The sequence below is a fragment of the Sulfitobacter aestuariivivens genome, from assembly GCF_014763045.1.
GTDB lineage: Bacteria > Pseudomonadota > Alphaproteobacteria > Rhodobacterales > Rhodobacteraceae > Sulfitobacter > Sulfitobacter aestuariivivens.
The window spans coordinates 929,263-952,510 of the sequence record NZ_JACTAG010000001.1 but is presented as its reverse complement, the minus strand read 5'-3'; the positions used below and the strand labels follow the sequence as shown (position 1 = coordinate 952,510).

19 protein-coding genes and 1 tRNA gene are annotated in these 23,248 nt (G+C 58.7%); 6 read left to right on the top strand and 14 right to left on the bottom strand.

Features of this window, described 5'->3' with window-relative positions:
- Positions 1-38: 38 nt before the first annotated feature.
- A complete protein-coding gene (gene nagA / locus H9Q16_RS04700) occupies positions 39-1,175 on the bottom strand; it encodes an N-acetylglucosamine-6-phosphate deacetylase (RefSeq protein ID WP_191074189.1) in 1,137 nt (378 codons plus the stop codon).
- 173 nt (positions 1,176-1,348) lie between these two features.
- Here nagA and H9Q16_RS04695 point away from each other — a divergent pair, with 173 nt between their 5' ends.
- From H9Q16_RS04695 to H9Q16_RS04675, 5 genes are all read left to right on the top strand, one after another.
- A complete protein-coding gene (locus H9Q16_RS04695; RefSeq protein WP_191074188.1) occupies positions 1,349-2,599 on the top strand; it encodes a sarcosine oxidase subunit beta family protein in 1,251 nt (416 codons plus the stop codon).
- Between the two features lie 61 nt (positions 2,600-2,660).
- Positions 2,661-2,939, top strand: coding sequence for a sarcosine oxidase subunit delta (locus tag H9Q16_RS04690; protein ID WP_191074187.1), 279 nt, complete (start codon positions 2,661-2,663; stop codon positions 2,937-2,939).
- The gene (locus H9Q16_RS04685; protein WP_191074186.1) at positions 2,936-5,881 is read left to right on the top strand and encodes a sarcosine oxidase subunit alpha family protein; all 2,946 of its coding nucleotides are present in this window, start codon (positions 2,936-2,938) and stop codon (positions 5,879-5,881) included. The genes H9Q16_RS04690 and H9Q16_RS04685 overlap by 4 nt, the downstream gene beginning before the upstream one ends.
- Entirely contained in the window at positions 5,874-6,440 is a 567-nt protein-coding gene (locus H9Q16_RS04680) for a sarcosine oxidase subunit gamma (protein WP_191074185.1), read from the top strand. Before H9Q16_RS04685 ends, H9Q16_RS04680 begins: the two co-directional genes overlap by 8 nt.
- A gap of 71 nt (positions 6,441-6,511) precedes the next feature.
- On the top strand, positions 6,512-7,336 hold the full coding sequence (locus H9Q16_RS04675; RefSeq protein WP_191074184.1) for a class I SAM-dependent methyltransferase: 825 nt from the start codon (positions 6,512-6,514) through the stop codon (positions 7,334-7,336).
- Between the two features lie 21 nt (positions 7,337-7,357).
- Here H9Q16_RS04675 and H9Q16_RS04670 read toward each other — a convergent pair.
- From H9Q16_RS04670 to H9Q16_RS04625, 10 genes are all read right to left on the bottom strand, one after another.
- Positions 7,358-7,447 (bottom strand) — tRNA-Ser (locus H9Q16_RS04670).
- A 59-nt stretch (positions 7,448-7,506) separates the two neighbouring features.
- Positions 7,507-8,226, bottom strand: coding sequence for an alanyl-tRNA editing protein (locus tag H9Q16_RS04665; RefSeq protein WP_191074183.1), 720 nt, complete (start codon positions 8,224-8,226; stop codon positions 7,507-7,509).
- Positions 8,223-10,556 carry a DUF3772 domain-containing protein gene (locus H9Q16_RS04660; RefSeq protein WP_191074182.1) on the bottom strand — a complete coding sequence of 778 codons (2,334 nt, stop codon included), beginning with the start codon at positions 10,554-10,556 and terminating at the stop codon, positions 8,223-8,225. The genes H9Q16_RS04665 and H9Q16_RS04660 overlap by 4 nt, the downstream gene beginning before the upstream one ends.
- Entirely contained in the window at positions 10,556-11,590 is a 1,035-nt protein-coding gene (locus tag H9Q16_RS04655; RefSeq protein WP_191074181.1) for a cysteine synthase A, read from the bottom strand. Before H9Q16_RS04655 ends, H9Q16_RS04660 begins: the two co-directional genes overlap by 1 nt.
- A gap of 41 nt (positions 11,591-11,631) precedes the next feature.
- On the bottom strand, positions 11,632-12,738 hold the full coding sequence (locus tag H9Q16_RS04650; RefSeq protein WP_191074180.1) for an NUDIX domain-containing protein: 1,107 nt from the start codon (positions 12,736-12,738) through the stop codon (positions 11,632-11,634).
- Between the two features lies 1 nt (position 12,739).
- The gene (locus tag H9Q16_RS04645) at positions 12,740-13,180 is read right to left on the bottom strand and encodes a TrgA family protein (RefSeq protein ID WP_191074179.1); all 441 of its coding nucleotides are present in this window, start codon (positions 13,178-13,180) and stop codon (positions 12,740-12,742) included.
- Between the two features lie 31 nt (positions 13,181-13,211).
- A complete protein-coding gene (locus H9Q16_RS04640; protein WP_191074178.1) occupies positions 13,212-14,420 on the bottom strand; it encodes an SAM-dependent methyltransferase in 1,209 nt (402 codons plus the stop codon).
- A 67-nt stretch (positions 14,421-14,487) separates the two neighbouring features.
- The gene (locus H9Q16_RS04635) at positions 14,488-15,912 is read right to left on the bottom strand and encodes an FAD-binding domain-containing protein (protein WP_191074177.1); all 1,425 of its coding nucleotides are present in this window, start codon (positions 15,910-15,912) and stop codon (positions 14,488-14,490) included.
- Between the two features lie 83 nt (positions 15,913-15,995).
- Positions 15,996-17,219: an aminotransferase class V-fold PLP-dependent enzyme gene (locus tag H9Q16_RS04630; RefSeq protein ID WP_191074176.1), complete on the bottom strand. Its 1,224-nt coding sequence runs from the start codon at positions 17,217-17,219 to the stop codon at positions 15,996-15,998.
- A gap of 73 nt (positions 17,220-17,292) precedes the next feature.
- Positions 17,293-18,969 (bottom strand): BCCT family transporter, encoded by a 1,677-nt coding sequence (locus tag H9Q16_RS04625; RefSeq protein ID WP_191074175.1) that lies wholly within the window; start codon positions 18,967-18,969, stop codon positions 17,293-17,295.
- 370 nt (positions 18,970-19,339) lie between these two features.
- Between H9Q16_RS04625 and H9Q16_RS04620 the strand changes: the two genes are divergently transcribed.
- Positions 19,340-21,193, top strand: a complete 1,854-nt coding sequence (locus H9Q16_RS04620; RefSeq protein ID WP_191074174.1) for a BCCT family transporter — start codon at positions 19,340-19,342, stop codon at positions 21,191-21,193.
- Between the two features lie 115 nt (positions 21,194-21,308).
- On the opposite strand, the gene H9Q16_RS04615 is transcribed toward H9Q16_RS04620, so the two are convergent.
- Genes H9Q16_RS04615 through acuI form a run of 3 tightly spaced genes read right to left on the bottom strand, consistent with a single transcriptional unit; the run spans position 21,309 to position 23,240 of the window.
- A complete protein-coding gene (locus tag H9Q16_RS04615) occupies positions 21,309-21,728 on the bottom strand; it encodes an HIT family protein (protein WP_191074173.1) in 420 nt (139 codons plus the stop codon).
- Between the two features lie 40 nt (positions 21,729-21,768).
- Complete coding sequence (locus H9Q16_RS04610) at positions 21,769-22,257, bottom strand: hypothetical protein (RefSeq protein WP_191074172.1); 489 nt, start codon at positions 22,255-22,257, stop codon at positions 21,769-21,771.
- Positions 22,254-23,240 (bottom strand): acryloyl-CoA reductase, encoded by a 987-nt coding sequence (gene acuI / locus H9Q16_RS04605; protein ID WP_191074171.1) that lies wholly within the window; start codon positions 23,238-23,240, stop codon positions 22,254-22,256. The genes H9Q16_RS04610 and acuI overlap by 4 nt, the downstream gene beginning before the upstream one ends.
- Positions 23,241-23,248 lie beyond the last annotated feature (8 nt).

Below are 23,248 nucleotides of genomic sequence, written 5' to 3'. Positions count from 1 at the left end.
AAAATAAAGCGAATTGAGCGCAAAGGCCGGAGAAGCCCTCAGTTCAGATCGGTCAAATCCCGTGCAGTACCACCCTCGGGATCAAAATGGATCAGCCCCGCGACCCTGCCTTGAAACCGACCCAACCGATCCGCTCCACGCAGGATCGACGCGGGCGTCGACGTGGTCATCGCCAGCGCGTGCGCCGTGCGGACCTCAACATCCCGCAGCAACACGTTGATGGCGCGTGGAAAATCCACATCAGCACCTGCCAGTGTGCCGTCATCCAAGGTCAACCGCCCCTCTGACCGCGTGACGGTCCTGCCACCCAAGGGGAACGTGGACATCCCAGTACCCGCCGGCGCCATGGCGTCGGTCACGGCAAAAACCCCGGCGTCTTTGGCACTCAAGGCCATCCGCATCACCGCAGGATGCACATGAAGGCCATCAGCAATAAGCCCGACCGACACATTGCCATGGCGCAACGCTGCACCGGCGACACCGGGATCACGCGCGGTGATCTGGCTCATCGCATTGAACAAATGGGTGGCCATGGTCGCACCCGCATCAAAGGCGCGCATGGCAACATCATAGCCCGCGTTGCTGTGACCGATGGAAACGATCACGCCCGCCTTGGCCAACGCACTGATCTGCTGCACGCTCACCGCTTCGGGGGCAAGCGTGACCACAAGATTTTCAAGATGTTCTGACGCCGCTAGCAGCATCGCGAGGTCCGCCTCGTCCATGGGTCGGATCAGCGCACCATCGTGTGCGCCCTTCTTAGCGACCGCCAGATGAGGTCCTTCAAGGTGCAGCCCGACAATCCCCGGAACGCCCTGTGCCATCGCCTGAATCACAGCATCAATTGCCGCGCGCGTCTGCGTAGGGGTGTCGGTAATCAATGTCGGCAACATCGCGTGCGTGCCAAGGGTCTGATGCGCCTCTGCCATCCGCGCCAGCGTGTCAACGCGGGGCGCATCATTGAACATCACGCCCCCACCACCATTGACCTGCAGATCAACAAATCCCGGGCAGATAAAGCCACCCTTCAAGATGACTACATGCAGATCGGTGGGCACATCCGCGGCCTTAACCACGTCAGCTGTGCCATCGGGCGCAACAATCAGGGCTGCCCCGTCATGCAGCTTTCTTCCATCAAAGATCTGTGCGCCGATGACCGCCGTGCGAGGTGTCATTTCGCCAATTCCTTCACGTTGCAGCACCAGAAACCTCCGGCAATCTACTATCCAACACATATCCGCTCAGGTCGACGCCAAAAAAGGTCCGAAGCTGCTGATCCGATGTCGGATTCGGGTGGGACCAGCCCACCGGGATGCGACAGGATGCGGGTGACAAAAGGCGGATCATCATGCGGTACTCCGGATTCAGGATCATCAAGGAAGCACTGACAGGCCATCGCGGGTGGGGTCCGGCCTGGCGCGAGCCCGAGCCCAAGGCGCACTACGACATCATCGTGATTGGTGGCGGCGGACACGGTCTGGCAACGGCGCATTATCTGGCGTCGGTCTATCAGCAAAAATCCGTGGCTGTGCTCGAAAAAGGCTGGATCGGTGGTGGCAACGTGGGCCGCAACACGACCATCATCCGCTCCAACTATCTGCTGGACGGTAATGAACCCTTCTACGAGTTTTCCCTCAAGCTATGGGAGGGGCTGGAGCAGGATCTGAACTACAACGCCATGGTCAGTCAGCGCGGGATCATCAACCTGATCCACTCAGACGCGCAACGCGACGCCTTTACCCGGCGCGGCAACGCAATGATCCTCAACGGTGCGGACGCCGAATTGCTGGATGAGGCCGCCGTGCGCCGTGAATACCCCTATCTCAACTTCCGTGACGCGCGTTTTCCTATCAAGGGCGGCCTTGCCCAGCGACGCGGCGGCACCGTGCGCCATGATGCGGTCGCCTGGGGATTTGCACGTGCAGCCGACAGTCGCGGCGTCGATATCATCCAGAACTGCGAGGTGACGGGTTTTCGCATTCAGGACGGCACCTGCACCGGCGTCGAAACCTCGCGCGGATTTATCGGGGCCACCAAGGTAGGCTGCGCGGTTGCCGGTTCCTCCGGTCGACTGATGGCCCATGCCGATATGCGCTTGCCGATCGAATCTCACGTTCTGCAGGCCTTTGTCTCCGAAGGGCTCAAACCGATCCTACCAGGCGTCATCACTTTCGGGGCGGGACACTTCTACGTCAGCCAGTCGGACAAGGGTGGCCTGGTCTTTGGCGGCGATATCGACGGGTACAACTCCTACGCCCAACGGGGGAACCTGCCAGTCGTCGAAGACGTCTGCGAAGGGGGCATGGCGATCATGCCCATGATCGGGCGGGCCCGGCTTTTGCGCATGTGGGGCGGGATCATGGACATGTCGATGGACGGCTCGCCGATCATCGACCGCACTCATATCGACGGGCTCTACTTCAACGGCGGCTGGTGCTACGGCGGCTTCAAGGCCACGCCGGCCTCGGGCTATACCTTCGCCCATCTGCTGGCCACCGACACCCCGCATCACGTTGCCACCGCTTATCGGTTCGACCGTTTTCGCACCGGACACATGATTGACGAAAAGGGAGTGGGCAATCAGCCCAATCTGCATTGAAACCGACGCAATACCGACACGATACCGACGTTATACCGACGTTGATTTTGAGGGTCTTTCCGTGATCATCCACCACCCCCTTCTGGGTCCCCGCGACGCCTCTGAATTTGTCTATCTGGGCGCTGCCACGCTCCTTGATCGGCCTGACCCACAGACGGCCACACCGGACGACTGGCACGCCTACGCCTACCTGCGTGACAACCCCGCGGGGCCGCATCGCGAATTGTGGTTCCACGAGGGCGGCGACCGCTCCTGGCTGGTCGTCACCCGCGATACAACGACGCATGAAATCACCGATGTCGCGCTTGCCCGCGACGTTGCACTGGAGCGGCGAAAATGACCCAGATCAACCGTTTGCAAGGCGGCCAGATCAACCGAGATCGGCCGCTCAAGTTCATGTTCGACGGAAAATTCTATCAGGGATTTGAAGGGGATACCCTGGCCTCTGCCCTTTTGGCCAACAATGTGCGGCTTATGGGCCGGTCGTTCAAGTACCACCGCCCGCGTGGGCCGCTGACCGCAGGTTCAGAAGAACCAAACGCGATTGTAGAGCTACGCGGCGGCGCCAGGCGCGAGCCCAACACCCGCGCCACCACGGCAGAGCTCTATGACGGTCTTGTCGCCCATTCCCAGAACCGTTGGCCCAGCCTTGCCTTTGATGCCATGGCGATCAACGACCGGTTCTCAAACTTCCTGACCGCCGGGTTCTACTACAAAACATTCATGTGGCCCAAAGCGTTCTGGGAAAAGCTGTACGAGCCCATTATCCGCAGAGCGGCAGGTCTGGGCGCACTGTCAGGCCGCGAAGACCCTGATGTCTATGACAAGGGTTTCCGCCATTGCGACCTGCTGATCATCGGTGCGGGCCCCGCGGGACTGATGGCCGCGCTCACCGCCGGTCGCGCGGGCGCGGATGTCATTTTGGCTGATGAAGACTTCAGAATGGGCGGCCGCCTGAATGCGGAAACCTTTGAAATTTCTGGGCAAAGCGGCGCGGACTGGGCCGCGTCTGCGGTGGCCGAACTCTCATCCCTGCCCAACGTGCGGCTGATGCCCCGCACCACGATCATCGGCGCCTTTGATCACGGCATCTATGGTGCTGTGGAACGTATCAGCGACCATCTGCACATGCCCGATGCAGACAAACCGCGCCAGATCCTGTGGCGGATCACCACCCGGCAAACAATCCTGTGTGCCGGTGCCACCGAGCGACCCATCGCCTTTGACAACAATGACCGTCCCGGTGTGATGCTGGCCAGCGCTCTGCGCACCTACGCCAACCGTTTTGCGGCCACACCCGCCAAGCGGATTGCGATCTTTACCAACAATGACGACGGGCACCGCACCGCGCGGGATCTGCAAGCCTGCGGCGTCCAGATTGCCGCCGTTGTCGACACCCGCCCCGACGCCGCCCTCAGCACCGATTATCAAGTGCTGCGCGGCGCTCAAGTGATTGATACCAAAGGCCGTCTTGGCCTGACCTTTGCCGAGGTCAAGCTGGCGGATGGATCAGAACGCACATTGGAATGCGGTGCTTTGGGGGTGTCTGGCGGATGGAATCCGAACGTTCATCTGACCTGTCACCAACGCGGACGGCCGGCATGGCAAGACGACATTGCTGCCTTTGTGCCGGGCGGTATCCTGCCGATGGGAATGCGCGTTGCGGGGGCTGCAACGGGGGCGTTGTCGACCCATCAGGCGTTGGTTACGGGAAAAGAGGCCGCACGCAAGGCGCTTGGTCTCAAGGGCCGCGCGCCAAAGGTGGCAGACGCCGAAGACATGCCCGTAAACATGACCCCATTCTGGTATGTCAAAGGCACCACACGCGGCTGGCTCGATCAGCAGAACGACGTCACCGTCAAGGACGTGAAACTCAGCCATCAGGAAGGCTTTCGCAGCGTCGAGCATCTCAAACGCTATACCACGCTGGGCATGGCGACCGATCAGGGCAAGACGTCGAACATGGGCGGTCTTGCCATCATGGCCGAGCTTGCGGGAAAATCGATCCCCGAAACAGGGACCACGATCTTTCGTCCGCCCTACACGCCCGTACCTATTGGCACCTTTGGCGGGCGGATGCGGGGGACCGAGTTTCACCCCACCCGACTGACGCCGTCGCACAACTGGGCAAAGGAACAGGGCGCAGTCTTTGTCGAGGTTGGCAACTGGCTCCGTGCGCAATGGTTTCCACGCCCCGGCGAGACGCACTGGCGGCAAAGCGTGGACCGTGAGGTGCGACAGACCCGCGCGTCGGTGGGGGTGTGCGATTGTACGACCCTTGGCAAGATTGACGTGCAAGGCACTGATGCTGCACGGTTTCTCAACTTTGTCTATGCCAACGGCATGGCGAAGCTGCCTGTTGGCAAGACCCGGTATGGTCTGATGCTGCGCGAAGACGGAATTGTCATGGACGACGGTACCGCCGCCCGCCTAGAGGAAGATCATTTTGTGGTCACCACCACGACAGCCAACGCCGGCAAGGTATATCAGCACATGGAGTTTGTCCGCCAGTGTCTGATGCCGGATGCCGATGTGCAGCTGATTTCCACAACCGAGGCTTGGGCACAATACGCCGTTGCCGGGCCGAACTCACGGAAATTGCTGGAAAAGATTGTCGATGCCGACCACGACATCTCAAACGACGCGTTTCCTTTCATGGCCTGCGCGAACATCACGGTCTGCGGCGGCCTGCGCGCGCGGCTTTTCCGCATCTCCTTTTCGGGTGAACTGGCCTTTGAGATCGCGGTGCCCTCACGCTATGGCGACTCGCTGATGCGCAAGCTGATGCAACAAGGTGAAGAATTCGGTGTAACGCCCTACGGAACCGAGGCTTTGGGGGTGATGCGTATCGAAAAAGGCCACGCCGCAGGTAACGAACTGAACGGCACCACAACGGCACTCAACCTTGGTCTGGGGCGTATGGTCAGCACGGCCAAGGACACTATCGGTGCGGCCTTGTCACGACGCCCTGGCCTAAATGAGGCGGACGCGCTCAAGCTGGTCGGTCTCAAACCCCTCGACCCGGAAACCAAGATAACGGCGGGAGGGCATTTGATGCGGGCGGATGGCCCCGTGGATGCCGCGCATGATCAAGGCTACGTGACGTCGGCTGCGTTCTCGCCTGCAATGAACAGCATGATCGGTCTGGCCCTGTTGAAACAAGGGGATGAGCGGTTGGGCGAAACGCTGCGGCTGGTGTCGCCCCTTACCGATCTGACCATTTCGGTAGAAGTGGTCTCAGCCCACTTTGTCGATCCAAAGGGGGAGCGGTTGCGTGCATGATCTGACAGCAATAACAGCGCTTGGCGGCGCAGAGGCGCGAGTTGACAGGCACGGCGGCGTGACGCTTGCGGAAAACAGCGACCTTGCGCTGTCCAGCGTCGCTGCGCGCCTCGGCCAAGAAGAAACCTGCGCCGAAAACCTGACAAGGTTACTGGGCGCTGCCCCGCCTGCCCCCGGCAAGGCACTGTTGTCTGATCCGTTATCCGCAGTTTGGATGGGCCCGGATCAATGGATGATCGGTGCGGACTACCAAGCGCATGAAACTCTGGCGCAGACCTGCAAGGACGTGCTGAAGTCCAGCGCATCAGTCACCGAGCAATCTGATGCCTGGGTGTGCTTTGATCTGTCTGGAGCGGGCATTCAGATGGTGATGGAGCTTCTGTGCAATATTGACCACCGGCGGATGGAGCCAGGGGATGCAACGCGCACCTCAATCCATCATCTTGGATGCTTTGTCGTGTGCGGAGAGCCGGATGCGTTTGTCCGGATTCTGGGACCGCGCGCCAGCGCAGGATCGTTGCATCACGCGCTGCTAACGGCGATGCATTCGGCCCTCTGAAGCAGATTTCCTTGGCCTGATCGCCTGCTATGGGGCCATAATGGAGTTGGGGGATTGAAGGGAGAGCCGCCGTGACTGACGCGATCAAAAGCATGCAGCTCTACCCGCGCGCGCAGCGCATCTATGCAGATTTGCAAAGTCTCGGTTACCCCGACGGTGCGCCTGTTCCGGTTGATGTTTTGAGCCAATACGATCAACTGCACTACCACGGGACCGATGCGCTTGATGTGGCCATCGATGCGATCGGCATGGTCGAGGGCGATCAGGTACTGGAGGTTGGTTCAGGCTGGGGTGGGTGCGCGCGATATCTTGCGCATAGAACCGGCGCGCAGATCACAGCCGTTGAGTTGCAGGCGGATTATCATGCAGTGGGTCAGGACCTGACCGCGCGAGCGGCTCTGGCAGATCGTGTCACCCATGTGAATGCCGACTTTCTCGAGCATGAGATTGCCCCTGACAGTTATGATTATGCGGTCAGCTGGCTGGCGCTCTTTCATATTCCAAAGCGCGCAGACTATCTGGCAAAGCTCGCGGATGCGGTCAAATCCGGCGGCATCCTTTTCGTCGAAGATCTCTATCAGATAACGCCGCCGCCGGGTGAAGAGCAGGCGGATTTTAACCGGCATCTCTTTCCAAACTCACTGGTCGACTTGCACACCTATCGCGACACCCTTGAGTCCGCAGGCTTTGACCTTGTGAAAATGACCGATATGACGACCGATTGGACTGCGTTCACTGCTGCGCGTCTCGACGCCTTTCGCGACAATCGAATGGCGTACGAGCAGGTTCATGGTGCGACGGCCTACGAAGGGATCGAGGTCTTTTATGACAAAATGGCAGGGTATCTGGCACGCGGTCTGGTTGGGGGCCTGCGGTATGCCGCACGGCGGCGATAACGACAGCACTCAACGGGTGGGTGGCGGAGAGACAGGGATTCGAACCCTGGAGACGGTCTCCCGCCTACACACTTTCCAGGCGTGCGCCTTCGACCACTCGGCCACCTCTCCGTGAGCGCGGGTTTACCGCGCGCGGCGCGCCGTTTGCAAGAGCAAATCGTACCGCTGTTTCAGCCGTCCAGATGCACGTAGACGCGCCTGTTCTGGCGCCCTTTTTTCTCGATCTTGCCTAGGCGCACCTGACCGATTTCACCCGTTCGCGCGACATGAGTGCCACCGCAGGGCTGCAGATCGATCCAGTCGTCCTCCTCGCCGATGCGGACCAATCGCACGTCGCCCACACCTTTGGGCGGCTGAACCGCCATGGTCTTGACCAGTTGCGGCGCGGCCTCCAGTTCTGCGGCAGTGATCCAGCCATCGCTCACGCGTGCATCCATCGCGACGTAGTCATTCAGTGCTGCTTCCAATGCCGGCTTGTCCTCAGGCGCTTCAGGCATGTCAAAGTCGAGCCGCGCGTGGGTTGCTGAGATTTGCCCGCCAGTCACACCAAAAGGTATCACAACAGACAAAAGGTGCAGCGCCGTGTGCAGGCGCATATGGCGATGGCGGCGGTCCCAATCGAGCGATTGCGTCACATGCGCACCAATCGGCGGCAAAGACCGTGGTTCGGCCGGAACAAGCACGATCTGATCAGCCGTGCCTTTAACCGCTGTAGCGACCACCAAGCGTTGCCCATCCCAGTCAAGCCAACCTGAATCGCCGGGCTGACCGCCGCCTGTTGGATAAAAGACGCTGCCATCAAGGATAACACCCCCTTCGTTAGTGTGGCCCTGAACAATGGCCGACGCATCGCGCAGGTAAGGGTCATCGCGGAATAACATCCGGGTCATTCGGTCTCCTCCGATCCGGGATCTTGTCGCAGCGTTTCGGGATTGCGCAGCCACAGATCCCGCTGCGCGAAAGGTATTTCGATGCCTTCCTCGGCAAATCGTGCGGCGATGGCGTGGTTGATCTCGTTCTTGACCACCATCATCCAGTTCACGTCACGAAGGTAGGCCCGGATCTCAAACTCAAGGGCATCGGCGCCAAAATTGACAAACAGGATCCCTGGCGGAGGAGTGGCAAGCACCATGGGCTGACCTTCGGCAATTTCGCGCAAGATCTTTTCAACCTTCCGCGTATCCGTGCCGTAGGCCACGCCAACGGCGACAATGACCCGCCCTACCGTATTGCCGCGCGTGTAGTTTGTGACGGTCCCGCTGACCAGATCGGCGTTGGGAACGATGACGTCGGTTCTGTCAAACGTTTCGATGCGTGTGGAACGAACAGAGATATCGCGCACATACCCCATTTGCCCGCCGACCTCGATCCAGTCCCCTTCTGAAATCGGGCGCTCGATCAGCAGGATAATGCCAGAGACAAAGTTCGAGACAATGTTCTGAAGCCCAAAGCCGATGCCGACGGAAAGTGCGCCTGCAACAATTGCCAGGGAACTCAGGTCGATGCCTGCCCCTGTGATCGCCAGAAGCGCGGCAATGAAGATACCGACGTAGCCAAGGCCGGACACGATTGCATTCTGCCCGCCGATATCGATCTTCGTCTTCGGAAGGACGTTTGTGCGCAGCGTGCCCTGAACGATACGCGTGACCACGTAGCCGACCGCGAATATGACGACGAAATACAGAAAATCAGTGGGCGATATTCGACTGTCGCCGATGCTGAATCCTCTGCTGAACGACGTCCAGATCTCGCTCAGGTCAGTGATCCGCGCACCCCAGATCAGCGCAAGCACAGGCAGGGATAGCAACACCAGTAACATGCCCAGCAGGACCGGCATCAAGGCATCCCGCGCCGCAGCCCCCTGCCCGGTGATAGCGCCATAGATATCTGCCAAAAAGCGCTGCAGCGCCAGCACGAGACCCAGCACCGCAAGACTGAGAATATAGGGGCGCTGGATGGCGGAGGCGAGTTCAAAATAGCCCGCCGCCATCAGCAGCGGCGCGATACAGGCGACGACCATTGCGCCTGTCCCCAATCCGCGCACAAACCGACTGAGCGAAGAGCTGCGGTTTTCGGTATCGGGATCGGGTGTTTCGATCTCTTCGCGGTAGCCGCGCAGGCACTGCCCCAACCGAAAAAGTGCGAAACTGATCGCGATAAAGAACGGGAAGGCGACGACGGGCAGTGTCGCGGGATTGGTCTCGCCGGTTTGCAGAAGACCCAGCGCCAACCCACTAAGCACCACCACGATGGTCACAAACGCGACATAGAACCGGGCGCGGCGGCGGGTCTCGTCCGGCAGGGAAATCAGCGCGATGTCTTCGTCGCGGTGGAACACCCGTTCCGAAACCCATCGAAAACACAGCATCAATGCGGCCAGCCCTGCCACCACATAGGCCAGTTCCGTCAGACGTTTGTCGAGGATAGCAAGTTGGATAACTGCACCAAGCAATAACGCGATACCGGCAACCGGCAGGATGACACGGAGCAGTGAGGCCACAAATTGCCAGATACCGAATCCGCGTGTCGCATTTGTGCGCAATCGCCTGACGATCTGGGCCGACCAGGTGCGCCCGCGCATGATCAGCACAAGCCCCAGAAGTGTCATCACCACAACCAGGGGCAGGTTTTCCCGGGCCTGTCCGCCGGGCATTATGCTGACGCCTTTGGTTTCTGTTGCAACGGCTGCCAGGCTTTGGCGAATATCGTGCAGCGCAACGGGCCAGTTCACCGGGTTCAGTGGTGAGGGGCTTAAGGATAACAGGCGCTGGGTCTGTTCATTTCGCAAGCGGTCGTCGATCTGCGCGACAAGACTGTCAGCGCGCAGATAGGCGGCTTCGGCCTGCTGAACCGGGGCCAACAGCGTGTTGAGCGTCTTGGTCAGTTCATCGCGTTTTGCCGTCACCTCGACGGGTTCAGGCTGTGCCCCCTCGCCTTCGGGCGGCGTACCCAAAGCGGCGATCTGTTCGCGCAAGGTGGCGATCCGGCCTGCATTCAGATTGCGTGCGCTGTCGAATTCCTCACGAAACTCAACGATTTCGACCCGCATTGCTTCAAGAACAATTCGGTTCGCATCGGGTGCATCCACCGCAGTCTCGGTCCGGTTCGCGAGATTATCCCACCGCTCCATATCCTTGAGCAGGGTGTCTTGCGCCACCGCAAGGCCCGACATGCTGGCAAGCAGTGCCAATATCCATAGGAAGTGCCGGACCATCCGCATCAGACGTCCTCAAAAACCCCGGGGATCGACGCCGGAGCCCGATCGAGCCACCCAGGCACCGGCAAGCCCTTTTCGCGCAGGAAGTCAGGGTTGAAGAGTTTCGATTGATAGCGTGTCCCGAAATCACACAGGATAGTCACGATGGTATGGCCTGGCCCCAGATCGCGGGCGAGACGCATCGCCCCCGCGACATTTACGCCCGATGATGCCCCCAGACACAGACCTTCGTGCTCAAGCATGTCAAAGACGACGGGCAAAGCTTCGCTATCGGGAATGTTATAGCTGAAATCCGGCTTGAGCCCTTCGAGGTTCTTGGTGATCCGTACCTGCCCGATCCCTTCAGCGATGGAGCCCCCCTCGCTCGCTAATTCACCCGTGCTGTAGTAACTGTGCAGGGCCGCGCCATCCGGATCGGCCAACGCGATTTTGACACCCTTGGGCTGCAGCGCCATTGCCACTCCCGCAAGTGTCCCGCCCGATCCCACTGCACAGCAGAAACCGTCAACCTTGCCCTTTGTCTGTTCCCAGATTTCCGGCCCCGTTGTTTCGATATGCGCCTGTCTGTTGGCGACGTTGTCGAATTGGTTGGCCCAGATCACGCCTTCATTCGTTGTCCGCGCGAGTTCCTTGGCCAGACGTTCGGAGTAGCGAATGAAGTTGTTCTGATTGCGATATGGGGCGGCGGGCACCTCAACCAGTTGCGCACCCGCTAGGCGCAGCATGTCCTTCTTTTCCTGACTTTGGGTTTCGGGAATGACGATGACGGTCTTGAAGCCCATCGATGCCCCGACCAATGCCAGACCGATCCCGGTATTCCCGGCGGTTCCTTCTACGATCGTCCCACCGGGTTTGAGCGCCCCTGTGGCGATTGCGTCGCGGATGATAAAAAGTGCAGCGCGATCTTTGACCGACTGGCCGGGATTCATGAACTCGGCCTTGCCGAATATGTCGCAGCCGGTTTCTTCGCTGGCTTTTTTCAGGCGGATCAGCGGTGTATTCCCAATGGCATCAGCCATATCTTTCGCAACGTGCATGTCATCCCCCGCAGTAACGTTGCCTCTGGTGTAGCGGCGGCTTAGCCCGACCTCAAGCGTTCACGATGCCGGGCCAGCCAATAGGCCGACAACACCAATGGCGTGTTGGCCGCGTGAAAGTTATCCACATAGTCCATCAGATCGTCAAAGGACATCAGATGGCTGCGGATATCTTCGCCTTCGCTATCGAGACCGCCAGTGCCTTCAGTGCCGTCTGGAAGATCGGCAAGGCCAACGTATATATAGTAAAATTCGGTTGAGTTGCCGGGAGAGGCGTAAACCTCTGCTACGGGTTCGAGGCTCTTTAACGTTAATCCTGCTTCTTCCTGCGCTTCGCGGCGTGCGGTGTCGGCAGGTTCCTCGCCCGCGTCGACCATGCCAGCGATTGCTTCCAACTGCCAACACCTTCGATCTCCTCGCAAGACAGGGCCCATTCGGATTTGTTCGACCAGCAACACCCTGTCGCGGTCCGGGTCGTATGGCAGCAGGATCGCCGCGTCAGACACCACAAATACGGCGCGGTCCTGCCCACGCGACATCGTGCCATCAAATTGCGCATGGCGCAGTGTCATCTCGTCAAGCGCGAAAAACCCGGCATAGGCCCGCGTCAACGTGTCGATCTCGACCTTGCCTTGCAAGGTTCTTGCGCCATGCCGGGTCTGGGCCGCCCGTACCTTCGCGGCTGCCCGTGCGCGAATGCGCGGAAAAAGTGGGGCAACCTCAGCCTGCGTCTTGACGCCATAATAGCCCATCACCTCGCGGGCGGCGTGCAATGTCATCGCGCCATGTGCGTCAATCCAGCCTGCAAGGGACCAGGGATCTGTCGCCGTCCACCTGTCGGGCGCAGATAAGTAGACATGGGCTGACTGACCGTCAGTAAGAGTGACCGGCGTCAGATCATAGTCAAAACTGCCCTCGTAAAAGTTGAGCCGTCCGATATCTTCTGCCGTCAGCCCACGCACCAGCAAACCTTTTGCACTGGCGCCATTCTTAATCAGAATGGTTGGAAATGGGCCTTCGTGAACTGCATAGACACGGTGGCCGGGCAGCGTTGCGGGCGCGAAATCAATTTCATGAGCGTTGCGCCCCAGCACGATCTCAAGCAAGGGAATGTGCTGCAACGTCCCGTAAAAGAACAGATGGGTCATTTCACCGCCAGCGGTTCTCAGCAAATTCCGTGGCAAGACCGCTGAGCACAGCACCGATGATGGCGATGACCATGAAATCGAACGTTGCAATCGTCCAGGCCCATTCCGCGCCAATTTCGAATATCGCGACAATGGCTTCAAACGCGTCGTCATAGCGGTTGCGCATGGCAAGGCGGGTCATCTCGTTGCAGGATTGGACAAATAGCGCCCAAAGAACCAGCACGAAGACCCCCGTCAGCCCGTTGTTGATTGCCGCCGTTGTGCCCCGTCCGGCCCGCTTGCCCATCACGAACCATCCAGCCAATAGCCCGAGGACAATGTTAACAGGTACAAAATATCCGAAATCAGTGCTTTCAGGCATCAATGGCATGACCACGCCCGACAACAAAAAAGCAAGAGCCGCCAGACATACGGCAGCCATCAATCGCGCAGCGGTAGGCATTTGTTTGTCCTTTTTGCCCGTACCTGCGTGCTCAGGCAGGTCGCCTTACCGTAATCTGCGTGACGTCACAATTTCCACTGTCAAATGTCGCCGCACAGGAAGTGAGGTAAAAATTCCACATACGGCGGAACCGCTCATCAAAGCCCATCTGGGTGATCTGATCCCATTTGGCATTGAATGTCTCATGCCAGCGGCGCAGCGTGATGTCGTAAGATTTTCCGAAATCCACGGATTTGTCGACAATCAGGCCCGCCTTTTCAACCTGCTGGCGCAATACGACCGGACTGGGCAGCATGCCGCCGGGAAAGATGTACTTTTGGATGAAGTCCACACCGCGCTTGTAAACATCCCAACGGCGATGATCGACGGTGATGATCTGCAGTGTGGCCGCCTTGCCCGGTTTCAGCCGCTCACGCAGGGTGTCGAAATAAACCGGCCAATACTTTTCGCCGACCGCCTCGAACATCTCGATGCTGGCGATCCCGTCATAGGTGCCACGCTCATCACGGTAGTCCTGCAGCTTGAAATCGACCTTGTCCGAAAGCCCTGCCTTATCAATGCGCTCTTTCGCGTATTTGAACTGCTCTTCGCTGATGGTCAGCCCCGTCACTCGCAGCCCGCGCTCTTTTGCAGCATATTCCGCAAATCCGCCCCAGCCACACCCGATCTCAAGCACATGATCGCCGGGCTCCACGCCCATTTGATCGACCATGCTTTTATACTTTTCGATCTGTGCGGCCTCGAGCGACAGCTGCGCGTCTTCCGGAAAGAGAGCCGAAGAATACGTCATGGTTTCATCCAGCCATAGGCCGTAAAATTCATTACCCAGATCATAGTGATAGCTGATGTTCTTTTTTGCCTGCGCCTTGTGATTGCGCTGGAGCCAAAAGCGGAACCGTTCGAACGCGCGCACCAGTCCTTGACCGGGAAAACCGTCATATAGGTCTTCGTTTCCGGCATGTACCAGATCCATGAAGGCCTGTAGATCAGGCGTGGACCACCATTCGTCCAGATAGGCATCGCAAAATCCCAGATCCCCCTCACGGATCAAACGCGCGAACAGATCATCGTTATGGATGTGCAGTTCTGCAACCGGTCCCGGATTGCGTCCTTCGGCACGGAAACGGCGCCCATCGGGGAGAACAAACTCAATTCTTCCCCGGTTCATGTCGCTTGCCATCGCAAAGACGCGGGCAAAGTATCGTGGCAGGTTCTCTTGTCCCTGCGTATCGGTCAACATATGCCCACTCCCCTGGGATTTTTGATGGCCGCGACAACTTTACCGCTTAAGGCCGGAGAAACAATAACTAAAAGTCGCGGTCACCATAGGCCGCAAGGGCGCGCTTGCGTCCCTCATCAAGCGCAACGATCGGGTCGGGGTATGGATCGTCCGGCGCCAGACGCCAATGGCGCGGCATCGCGTCAAAGAAGGCCAGTGCATCCCTGCCCGGATTCTCGCAGCCCTCGGCCAGCCATCGGTTCACGTAGGCCCCATCTGCATCAAATTTGTCCAGTTGCGTCGCTGGGTTGAAAACCCGGAAGTAAGGCGACGCATCTGGGCCCGAGCCTGCCGTCCATTGCCAGCCCATTGCGTTGCTGGCCGGATCCCAGTCGATCAGGCAGTCCTCGAACCACTTCTGACCAACCCGCCAATCCGTCATCATGTGTTTGGTCAGGTAGCTGGCCACGATCATGCGCGAGCGGTTGTGCATCGTGCCGGTCACGTAAAGTTCGCGCATGGCGGCGTCGACAAAGTGTATCCCTGTCCGACCTTTTTTCCATGCCCAGATGTCGGCGTCGCGCTGGTCTTTCTTCCAGGGGAATGCTTCCCACTCCTTGCGCCAGGAGGTGTCCAGGATATGGGGGGTGTGGTGCATCAGGTGATAGGCAAACTCACGCCAGACGAGTTCTTTGAGAAAATGTTCTGCCCCGGCCTTGCCCTCTTCCATTGCACGCACGCCGGCATGCCAGCATTGGTGTGGACTGATTTCACCATAGGTTAGGTTTTCGGAAAGGTTCGATGTGCCGTCCGCTGCCGGAATATCGCGCAGGGATTTGTAATTCGCGATAATTTCATCGCAAAAATGCGCCAGCCGGGCTTGTGCGGCGTCCTCGCCCAACTGGACGTAATCGCGTACCACCTCAGAGCCACGGTTCATCGCCGCACCCATCTGCCAGTCATCCAAGGTGTCCGACGCGGGCCAGTCATCAGGTGCTGGTATCTTGCCCGGCGCGGCATGCGGGGTATCGACGCCCCTGCCCTTCACCGCGTTCCAAAAGGGCGTATAGACTTTGTAGTATCCGCCTGTCTTGGTTTCTACCGTCCACGGCTCGAACATCAGATGGCCGCCAAAGGACCGCGCGTCGATCCCGTCCAACCGTAATGCATCCTTGATCGCGGTATCGCGCGCCTTGCTGGCGGGATCATACGCGCGTGTCCAGTAAACAGCAGATGCCCCGGTCTGCTTGACCAGCTCCTGCAGTTCGGTGAGCGCTTTTGGACCGGCACGCAGGATCAGGCGGCTGCCCTTTTCGCGAAGGCTATCGGCAAAATGTGCCAACCCCAATCCCAGACGCCACTTGGGTGCCGCGCCTAATTCCTCGACCAGACCGTCGTGGATGAATACCGGGATCACGGGTCTGGCCGTTGAACAGGCAGCCGTGAGCGCTGCATGGTCGCTGAGCCGCAGATCGCGGCGGAACCATAGAATGATCGGGGAGGTGTCGCTCACATTTCAAATCCTGCTTCGTTGCGCCGTAATCTAGTCCGTTACAGGTGCAATCAAGGCATTGACTTCAAAACAGTTCGTCTGCGCTACAGGACATCATCCAAGGCATTCAGCAACTTATCGATCTCGTCAGCAGTTGTGTAATGCGTAAAGCTAAGGCGCAGCACCCCCCGGCTTTCTTCCACGCCCATCCCATCCAAGGCACGGCCCGCGTAAAAGTCTCCGCCGCCGGCGATGATGCCATGCGCGACCAGGTCTTCTGCCGCTTTTTCGCCGGGTGTGTTCAGCGCAAGGGCAACCGTTGGCGCGCGGTCGGTCGCGGTATCGGGGCCCAGCAACCTGACTGAATTGCGATCTTTCATTGCGTCCAGGAGCGGCTGCAACAGCCTGGTTTCATGCGCGCGCATCAACCCGTGAACCGCGTCCGCCCGCGCCGCCGGTCCCGCATCGCCGCCCACGTGATGGGCATAAAACGCGTCGATATAATCCGCCATTCCAGCACAGGCAGCGATCTGTGCATGATCCGGCCCGGCAGGTGTAAAGCGCTTGTGGAGCGTCCCGCCGTTAAAGTGATGCCCCTGATTGGGCAGCAGTTCGCCCAAGGTGCGGCGCATCACCATTAAACCCTGATGTGGCCCGTAGGTCTTGTAGGCGGAAAAGAGATAAATGTCGGGTCCCAGCGCACCTACGTCCACAAAGCCATGCGGCGCGTAGGAGACACCATCGACGCAGACAAACGCACCCGCGGCATGCGCCAGGGCGGTGATTTCCGCGACCGGATTCACTTCGCCCACGACATTTGAACAATGCGGAAAGCATACAAGGCGGACGTTTTCATCAAGCAAATGTTCCAGACCTTGGGGATCCAGGTGACCGGTGTCCGGATCGATTTGCCATTCGCGGATTTCTATCCCGTGATCCACCAATCGCCGCCAAGGTCCGGTGTTCGCTTCGTGATCCTGGTTGGTGACGATGATCGCCTCGCCCGGCTGCATCATCTGACCAAACGCCTGAGCCAGCACATAGGTGTTCTGCGTGGTTGAGGGGCCAAAGCTCAGTTCATCTGGCTCAACTCCCAGAATGGCAGACATGCGCGCGCGCGCCTCGTCCATCTCCTGTCCGCCCAATTCGCTTGGCGGACTGGAGCCGTAGGGCTGCATCTTGCGCTCGGTGTAAAAGCGGGTCAGCCGGTGGATCACGGGCTGACAGGCGTATGATCCCCCGGCGTTCTCAAAGAAGGAAAGCCCCTGCAGGGATGGTTCCGAAAAAGCGGGGAATTGGGAGCGCACCCAGTTTGTATCAAGTGTCATGTGGCGACACTTGCGAAAAAGCCTCCGGCGCGCAAGCGCCGAAGGCTCATTTATTACAGGGCCTGACCTGCCGTCATTCGGCGGGCGCTACCACAGGATCAACGGTTACTGATTGAACCCCGGCAGCCTCTCGGCGCCCGTCATTCCAGATCGCCTTTACAAGTGCGACGCACATCAGCGCCATCACAACAGAGAACGGCAGGGCGCCGATCACCATAGCTGTCTGGATGGCACCGGTGCCGCCTGAGATCAGCAAGCCGCCCACAACAAGGGCAAGGGCCGCACCCCAGAACATGATGTGCGGACGTGCCTTGGGACCTTCATCGCCCGCCGCATTGATCGTGTTCACGATCAGAACGGCAGAGTCAGCAGATGTTACAAGGAACGTCATCAACAGAACCACAATCAACACCGCCATGCCCCATGCCAGCGCATCTGCAATCGGTGCAAGCATGAATTCCGTCATGGCAAAGATCTTGTCGCCGTTTGCCGCATCCAGGATCACGCCACCTGCATCACCATTGAGCTCTAGATCAATCGCGGTGCCGCCGGCCCAAGAGAACCAGACAAAGCACATCAGCGACGGTACGATCATGGCACCCAGCACAAATTCGCGAATGGTCCGCCCCCGCGAGATCCGCGCGAGGAAAAGGCCTACGAAGGGTGCAAAAGCGATCCACCATGCCCAGTAAAACACGGGCCACCACCCCTGCCACTGCGTCAGCAGGAAGGACTGCGATCCATCGACACCATCAGAGCTGTAGACATTGAAGCTCAGGTAGGGCAGCGAAATCAGATAATCCCAGATGCCGACAAAGAACGCGGTTGCGCCAAAGAAAGTCGCACCGAAAATGATAAAGAAGCCCAAGAGGACAATCGACAGCACCATATTGATGTTCGACAGCCATTTGATGCCCTTTCCAACGCCCGAAAGTGCTGACAGCGTCGAGGCACCCATGATGACCAGAAGCGCGATAACAATGCCCATGGATGTCGCCGTGCCATCTTCATTGGCCAAACCGCCGATACCAATGCGGGTCAGGCCCGCCACAAACTGTTCAACACCAAAGCCCAGGGTCTGTGCCACGCCGAGAATGGTCGCGACCACAGCAACGATGTCGATGACATGCCCCAGGGTACCTGAGAGCGCTTTGCCAAAAAGCGGCGTCAAGGAGGATCGGATCGTCAACGGCAATCCACGGCGATAACTGAAGAAGGCCAGAGACAAACCGGCAATAGCATAGCATGCCCATGCGCCAAGGCCCCAATGCAGGAACGACCAGACATAGGCTTCGCGCACGTTGTTGGCGTCCAGTGCGGTAGTTACGCCTTGGATCACTGCCGGGTTGTTCTTGAAGTGTGCAACCGGTTCAGCCACCGCCCATGTCAGCATGCCGACACCAATACCGGCGCCAAACATCATCGAGAACCATGAAAAGTTGGAGAACTCCGGCTTTTCACCGTCGGCTCCAAGATTCAATCTGCCCCCTGCCGGCCAGAGCGCAAGTCCGATGCACACAATGACGAAAGCCGCTACGACCCAAATGTACCACGCCGCAAAACTTGCGAGAATGGCGGAGTTCCAGTTGCCCAGAACGTTCCCGGCCTGCGTCGGCCATACGATACACCAGACCACAAGCACGCTGATGATGATCTTGCTGACCACCGTCACATTGACGCTGAAGCCTCGATAGAACCCGGAATCCGCCGTTTTGATCGGAAGATCCGAGAGAGGAGGTTTGATTGACATTCCTGTTGTCCCTTTTTTATGTGGTGCAAGCCTAGGACCATCCACCGCTGGCACAAAGCGAAAAGGATAAGTCCAGAGCTATGGCCAGGCCAATTTTACTCAAACCCTGCTTTCTGGTATGTGGACTACCGTATTACGTGCGAAACGAAGCTTTCTGGCTCGGCTGGCGACCCTGAAATGTCGCATTTGGCGGGTGAACGTCGGACGAGAACCACTGCGCTATGGCCAATTCCATGAAGGTCCATAAGACCAGTTCGGGCAATTCGACGTATTGCACGTGCGATCAGGGGGCATGAAAGGTTTCTAAGTGTTCCCTGTAACATCCAGAAGAGATCGCAAAACGCGGTCCGGAAACAGGGACGGAGAACACATGTCAGTCAAACCACCTTTCACGGATCTTGAGATCAATACTCAAGATGAAGGATTTTATGAGGGCTACAGCCTTCCGATCGCGCTGATTTCGAAAATCAGTATTGTCTGCCTTGTACTTTGGGCACTTGTCTTTCCTCTTAGCGCGGGACCCACGCTGTCCAGCGTCAACAGCACGTTGCTGAACAGCTTTAACTCCTTCTATGTCATATCGGTCGGGTTGTTCGCCTTTTTCCTGTTCATCATTGCGATCATTCCAACCACCGGCAAACAACTGCTTGGCGCACCCGGACAAAAACCGGAATTCGCCAATTTTTCATGGTTTGCAATGATGTTTGGCGCGGGCCTTGGTGTGGGTCTGATGACCTTTGCCACGGCAGAACCCGTGGGCCTTTGGGGATCCAACCCACTGACCGTCTCTGGCGAGGTTGCACCCAACCAGCCCGAAACACTGAAATCGGCGTATCGCTACACCTTTGCGCATTACGGATTTCACGCCTGGGCCATCTACGTGATGGTGGGTCTTTCACTTGCGTACTATGCCTATCGCCGGGGCATGCCCCTGACGATCCGTTCAGCGCTCACACCGCTTTTCGGCAAGTTCGTCAACAGCGCCTTCGGCCATATTGTTGATGTGCTTGGTGTTGTCGCAACGATCCTTGGTGTGTCGGTCACGATCGGCTTTGGTGTCGCGCAGTTTGTCGACGGCGTTTATTCGGTCACCGATATGGCTTGGTTGCAGACCTTCTCAGACGATGGTGCGCCGTCGCCCTCAACTGTGGGTCAAATTACCGGCCTTTGCATCATCATGGCGCTGTCGATCCTTTCGGCGGTCTCAGGGGTGGGGCGCGGCATCAAGTGGCTGTCCAACATCAACCTGGTGCTGTCATTGATCCTGTTGCTGACTTTCATCATCTTTGGCAGCTTCCTCTTTGCGATGACGACCTATGCCACAGCGTTGATCGACTACATCATCAACTTCTTTTCGTTGAGCTTTGCCGCCTATGGCACGCAGGACATGGCCGCCTTTACCGCTGCACTGCCTTCTGATGTACAAGGTCTTGGTGCAGAGGATCTGGAGGCGCTGTTTGGTGCAGCAAGCTCGAACCCATGGGGTTCTTTCGATAGCTTCAAAGAGAGCGCCCCCGCCGCAGCAGCCGCCCTTGGCGACGAAAAGCTGGCCGCGATTTATGCAGCTGGGACTGAAGGGCGTCTCTTTGCCTGGCAGGCTGCATGGACCACGTTCTACTGGGCCTGGTGGATTGCCTTTGCACCCTTCGTTGGCCTGTTCCTGGCACGGATCTCCAAGGGTCGCACCGTACGTGAATTCATCCTGGGTGCCGTCATTGCGCCGAGCTTTGTGTGCTGGGCGTGGATGACCATTCTGGGTGGTTCTGCCATCGATCTTGAACTGCAAGGTGTGGCCGATGGGGCAATCATCGCCGCGTCCAACTCTGCCAAGCTGTTCGTGACCATGGAAGCGATGTTGCCAGAATGGCTCTACGGCGCGCTGACGATCATGTGCGTTGTTTTGATCCTGACCTTCCTGGTGACATCGGCAGACTCCGGCATTCTGGTGATGAACACCATCATGTCCGGCGGTGCGGAAGAAACGGGCGTTTTCCACCGGATCATCTGGGGTCTGATCATGACCGCCCTGATTGGCACACTGCTGGTCGCAGGGGGTGGCGGACTGGGTGCGCTTCAAAACGCGATGATTATCGGGGCGCTGCCATTCTGTATCATCATGGTGCTGATGATGATTTCACTGGGCAAGGCGCTGTGGAATGATTATCGCCGCGAAAAGGCCGGTATGGAGACCGCGCCGGCCGCGGACGCTGTACCTGCCGAGTAATCAGGCAAGCTTTTGAAGGTAAAACGGCGTCCGGGGAACCGGGCGCCGACTTTTTTTCACACACTGCTGTCTGGTCTTTTCTGGCCGCACTGCGCGCTCAGGTGCAAAGACGTTCCTAAGAGATTGCCGCGGCAATCTGCGCTGCGTGATCCTTGATCGTGTCCATATCACCCATGGTGCCTGGGGCCCGCATGGGCACACCCTCGTGACGCGGATGAATGTGAAAGTGCAGGTGAAACACCTCCTGCCCGCCCGCGGCCTCGCTGAACTGCTGTAACGTTATTCCGTCTGCCCCGAACGCAGCCTTTGCGGCGTTGGCGACCTTGCTGACCGTTGCCATGCACGCGGCTAGCTGCGCGGGCGTGGCGTCCAGAATATTGCGACAAGGTGTCTTGGGGATCACCAGACAATGGCCATCGGTACGCGGCATGATGTCCATGAAACAAAAGGTGTCATCGTCTTCGTAGACTTTGAAACTGGGAATCTCACCGCGCAGGATCTTGGCAAAGATATTGTCATCATCGTAGGCAGGCATCGGTGCTCTCCTTGCATCGTGTCGATAGATAAGGCCGCGATCAGGTAAAGCGCAAGCGCTGCTCGGCCAGCCGCAAAAGGGCGCGCGCATACAAGCGGTGTAGCGGGATCAGCAGCCAAACGAGACGGCCCAAACCTTTTCCTTCGGCGGCGACCACCGCTGATCCGAAAATCAGGCGTGTCGCCCCACCATCCTTTGGCGAGACCGCAAGCCAGGACCGCGTGGCACCGGAGTGATCGCAAAGCAGGATCTGCCCGGCCTCCCGCGCTTCTACACGCCAAGCTGCGAAACGGTCGGCCCCTGATGCCAATGCAACGACATCGCTGTCTCTGATCCGTCTCCGCAGGGTCAGCGTCAGCACCCACCGCTCCAGCCGGAACAGCCAGGTGGTATAAAAGGCCTCGATAAAGGCCTCCAGATCAACCGCATAGGGCGACATCACTTCAAAGGCATCGGTATAGGTATCCCCGTTTCCCACATAGCGCTGCAAGAGCGCATCGAGGGGCACGGGGACAGCGCGCGCAATCATGCGTTGACGTCGACGACCACGCGGCCTTTGACCTGGCCTTTCAGGATGTCCGCCCCCAACTTAGGCAGATCCGTCAGCGTCGCGGGCTGCACCATGGCTTCGAGTTTGTCCATCGGCAGATCCTGGGAAATCCGTTCCCAGGCGCGCAGCCGGTTTTCATAGGGCTGCATGACGCTGTCGATGCCGAGCAGGTTCACGCCCCGCAGCAGGAAAGGTATAACTGTCGCTGGCAGACCAGCACCCCCCGCGAGACCAACGGCAGCGACAGAGGCGCCGTATTCCATCTGTCCCAGAACACGCGCCAGCATCGGCCCGCCAACCGCATCCACACATCCCCCCCACGTCTCGCCTTCTAACGGGCGTTTGGTCGTCTCGTTGATGTCTTCCCGGGCCACGATCTGGCTGGCCCCAAGGCTCTTGAGATAATCCGCAGTCTCCGGTCGTCCGGTAACGCCCGCAACCTCATGCCCCAGAGCTGACAGGATCGCTACAGCGACTGAGCCTACTCCACCGGCCGCTCCGGTGACCAATACCGGCCCGCCCTTGATGCCGTGATATTCGAGTGCCATCACCGCGAGCATGGCCGTAAATCCGGCCGTGCCCACGGCCATTGCCAAGCGGGTATCAAGTCCCTCAGGCAGTGGAACCAGCCAATCGGCCTTGACTCGCGCCTTTTGGGCATAGCCTCCCCAATGCGCTTCGCCGACACGCCAGCCGGTCAGGACAACCTTGTCGCCTGGCGCATAGCGATCATCATTCGACGCCTCTACTGTCCCTGCAAAATCGATCCCCGGCACATGCGGATAATTGCGCACCAAACCGCCACCAGGACCAAGGCAAAGTCCATCCTTGTAGTTGACTGTGGAATACTCAACCGCGACAGTCACATCCCCGTCAGGAAGCTGGTCTTCGGTGATCTGCTCCACCGCCGCGGATGTCTTGCCCTCGTCGTCCTTGCGCACCAACAATGCGTTGAATCCCATCACCTTCT

Bases quoted from the DNA above. Each gene is read 5' to 3' on its own strand.
- nagA (WP_191074189.1), bottom strand. From the start codon at position 1,175: ATGACACCTCGCACGGCGGTCATCGGCGCACAGATCTTTGATGGAAGA.
- H9Q16_RS04695 (WP_191074188.1), top strand. From the start codon at position 1,349: ATGCGGTACTCCGGATTCAGGATCATCAAGGAAGCACTGACAGGCCAT.
- H9Q16_RS04685 (WP_191074186.1), top strand. From the start codon at position 2,936: ATGACCCAGATCAACCGTTTGCAAGGCGGCCAGATCAACCGAGATCGG.
- H9Q16_RS04665 (WP_191074183.1), bottom strand. From the start codon at position 8,226: ATGACCCGGATGTTATTCCGCGATGACCCTTACCTGCGCGATGCGTCG.
- H9Q16_RS04660 (WP_191074182.1), bottom strand. From the start codon at position 10,556: ATGCGGATGGTCCGGCACTTCCTATGGATATTGGCACTGCTTGCCAGC.
- H9Q16_RS04655 (WP_191074181.1), bottom strand. From the start codon at position 11,590: ATGCACGTTGCGAAAGATATGGCTGATGCCATTGGGAATACACCGCTG.
- H9Q16_RS04650 (WP_191074180.1), bottom strand. From the start codon at position 12,738: ATGACCCATCTGTTCTTTTACGGGACGTTGCAGCACATTCCCTTGCTT.
- H9Q16_RS04645 (WP_191074179.1), bottom strand. From the start codon at position 13,180: ATGCCTACCGCTGCGCGATTGATGGCTGCCGTATGTCTGGCGGCTCTT.
- H9Q16_RS04640 (WP_191074178.1), bottom strand. From the start codon at position 14,420: ATGTTGACCGATACGCAGGGACAAGAGAACCTGCCACGATACTTTGCC.
- H9Q16_RS04630 (WP_191074176.1), bottom strand. From the start codon at position 17,219: ATGACACTTGATACAAACTGGGTGCGCTCCCAATTCCCCGCTTTTTCG.
- H9Q16_RS04625 (WP_191074175.1), bottom strand. From the start codon at position 18,969: ATGTCAATCAAACCTCCTCTCTCGGATCTTCCGATCAAAACGGCGGAT.
- H9Q16_RS04620 (WP_191074174.1), top strand. From the start codon at position 19,340: ATGTCAGTCAAACCACCTTTCACGGATCTTGAGATCAATACTCAAGAT.
- H9Q16_RS04615 (WP_191074173.1), bottom strand. From the start codon at position 21,728: ATGCCTGCCTACGATGATGACAATATCTTTGCCAAGATCCTGCGCGGT.
- H9Q16_RS04610 (WP_191074172.1), bottom strand. From the start codon at position 22,257: ATGATTGCGCGCGCTGTCCCCGTGCCCCTCGATGCGCTCTTGCAGCGC.
- acuI (WP_191074171.1), bottom strand. From the start codon at position 23,240: ATGGGATTCAACGCATTGTTGGTGCGCAAGGACGACGAGGGCAAGACA.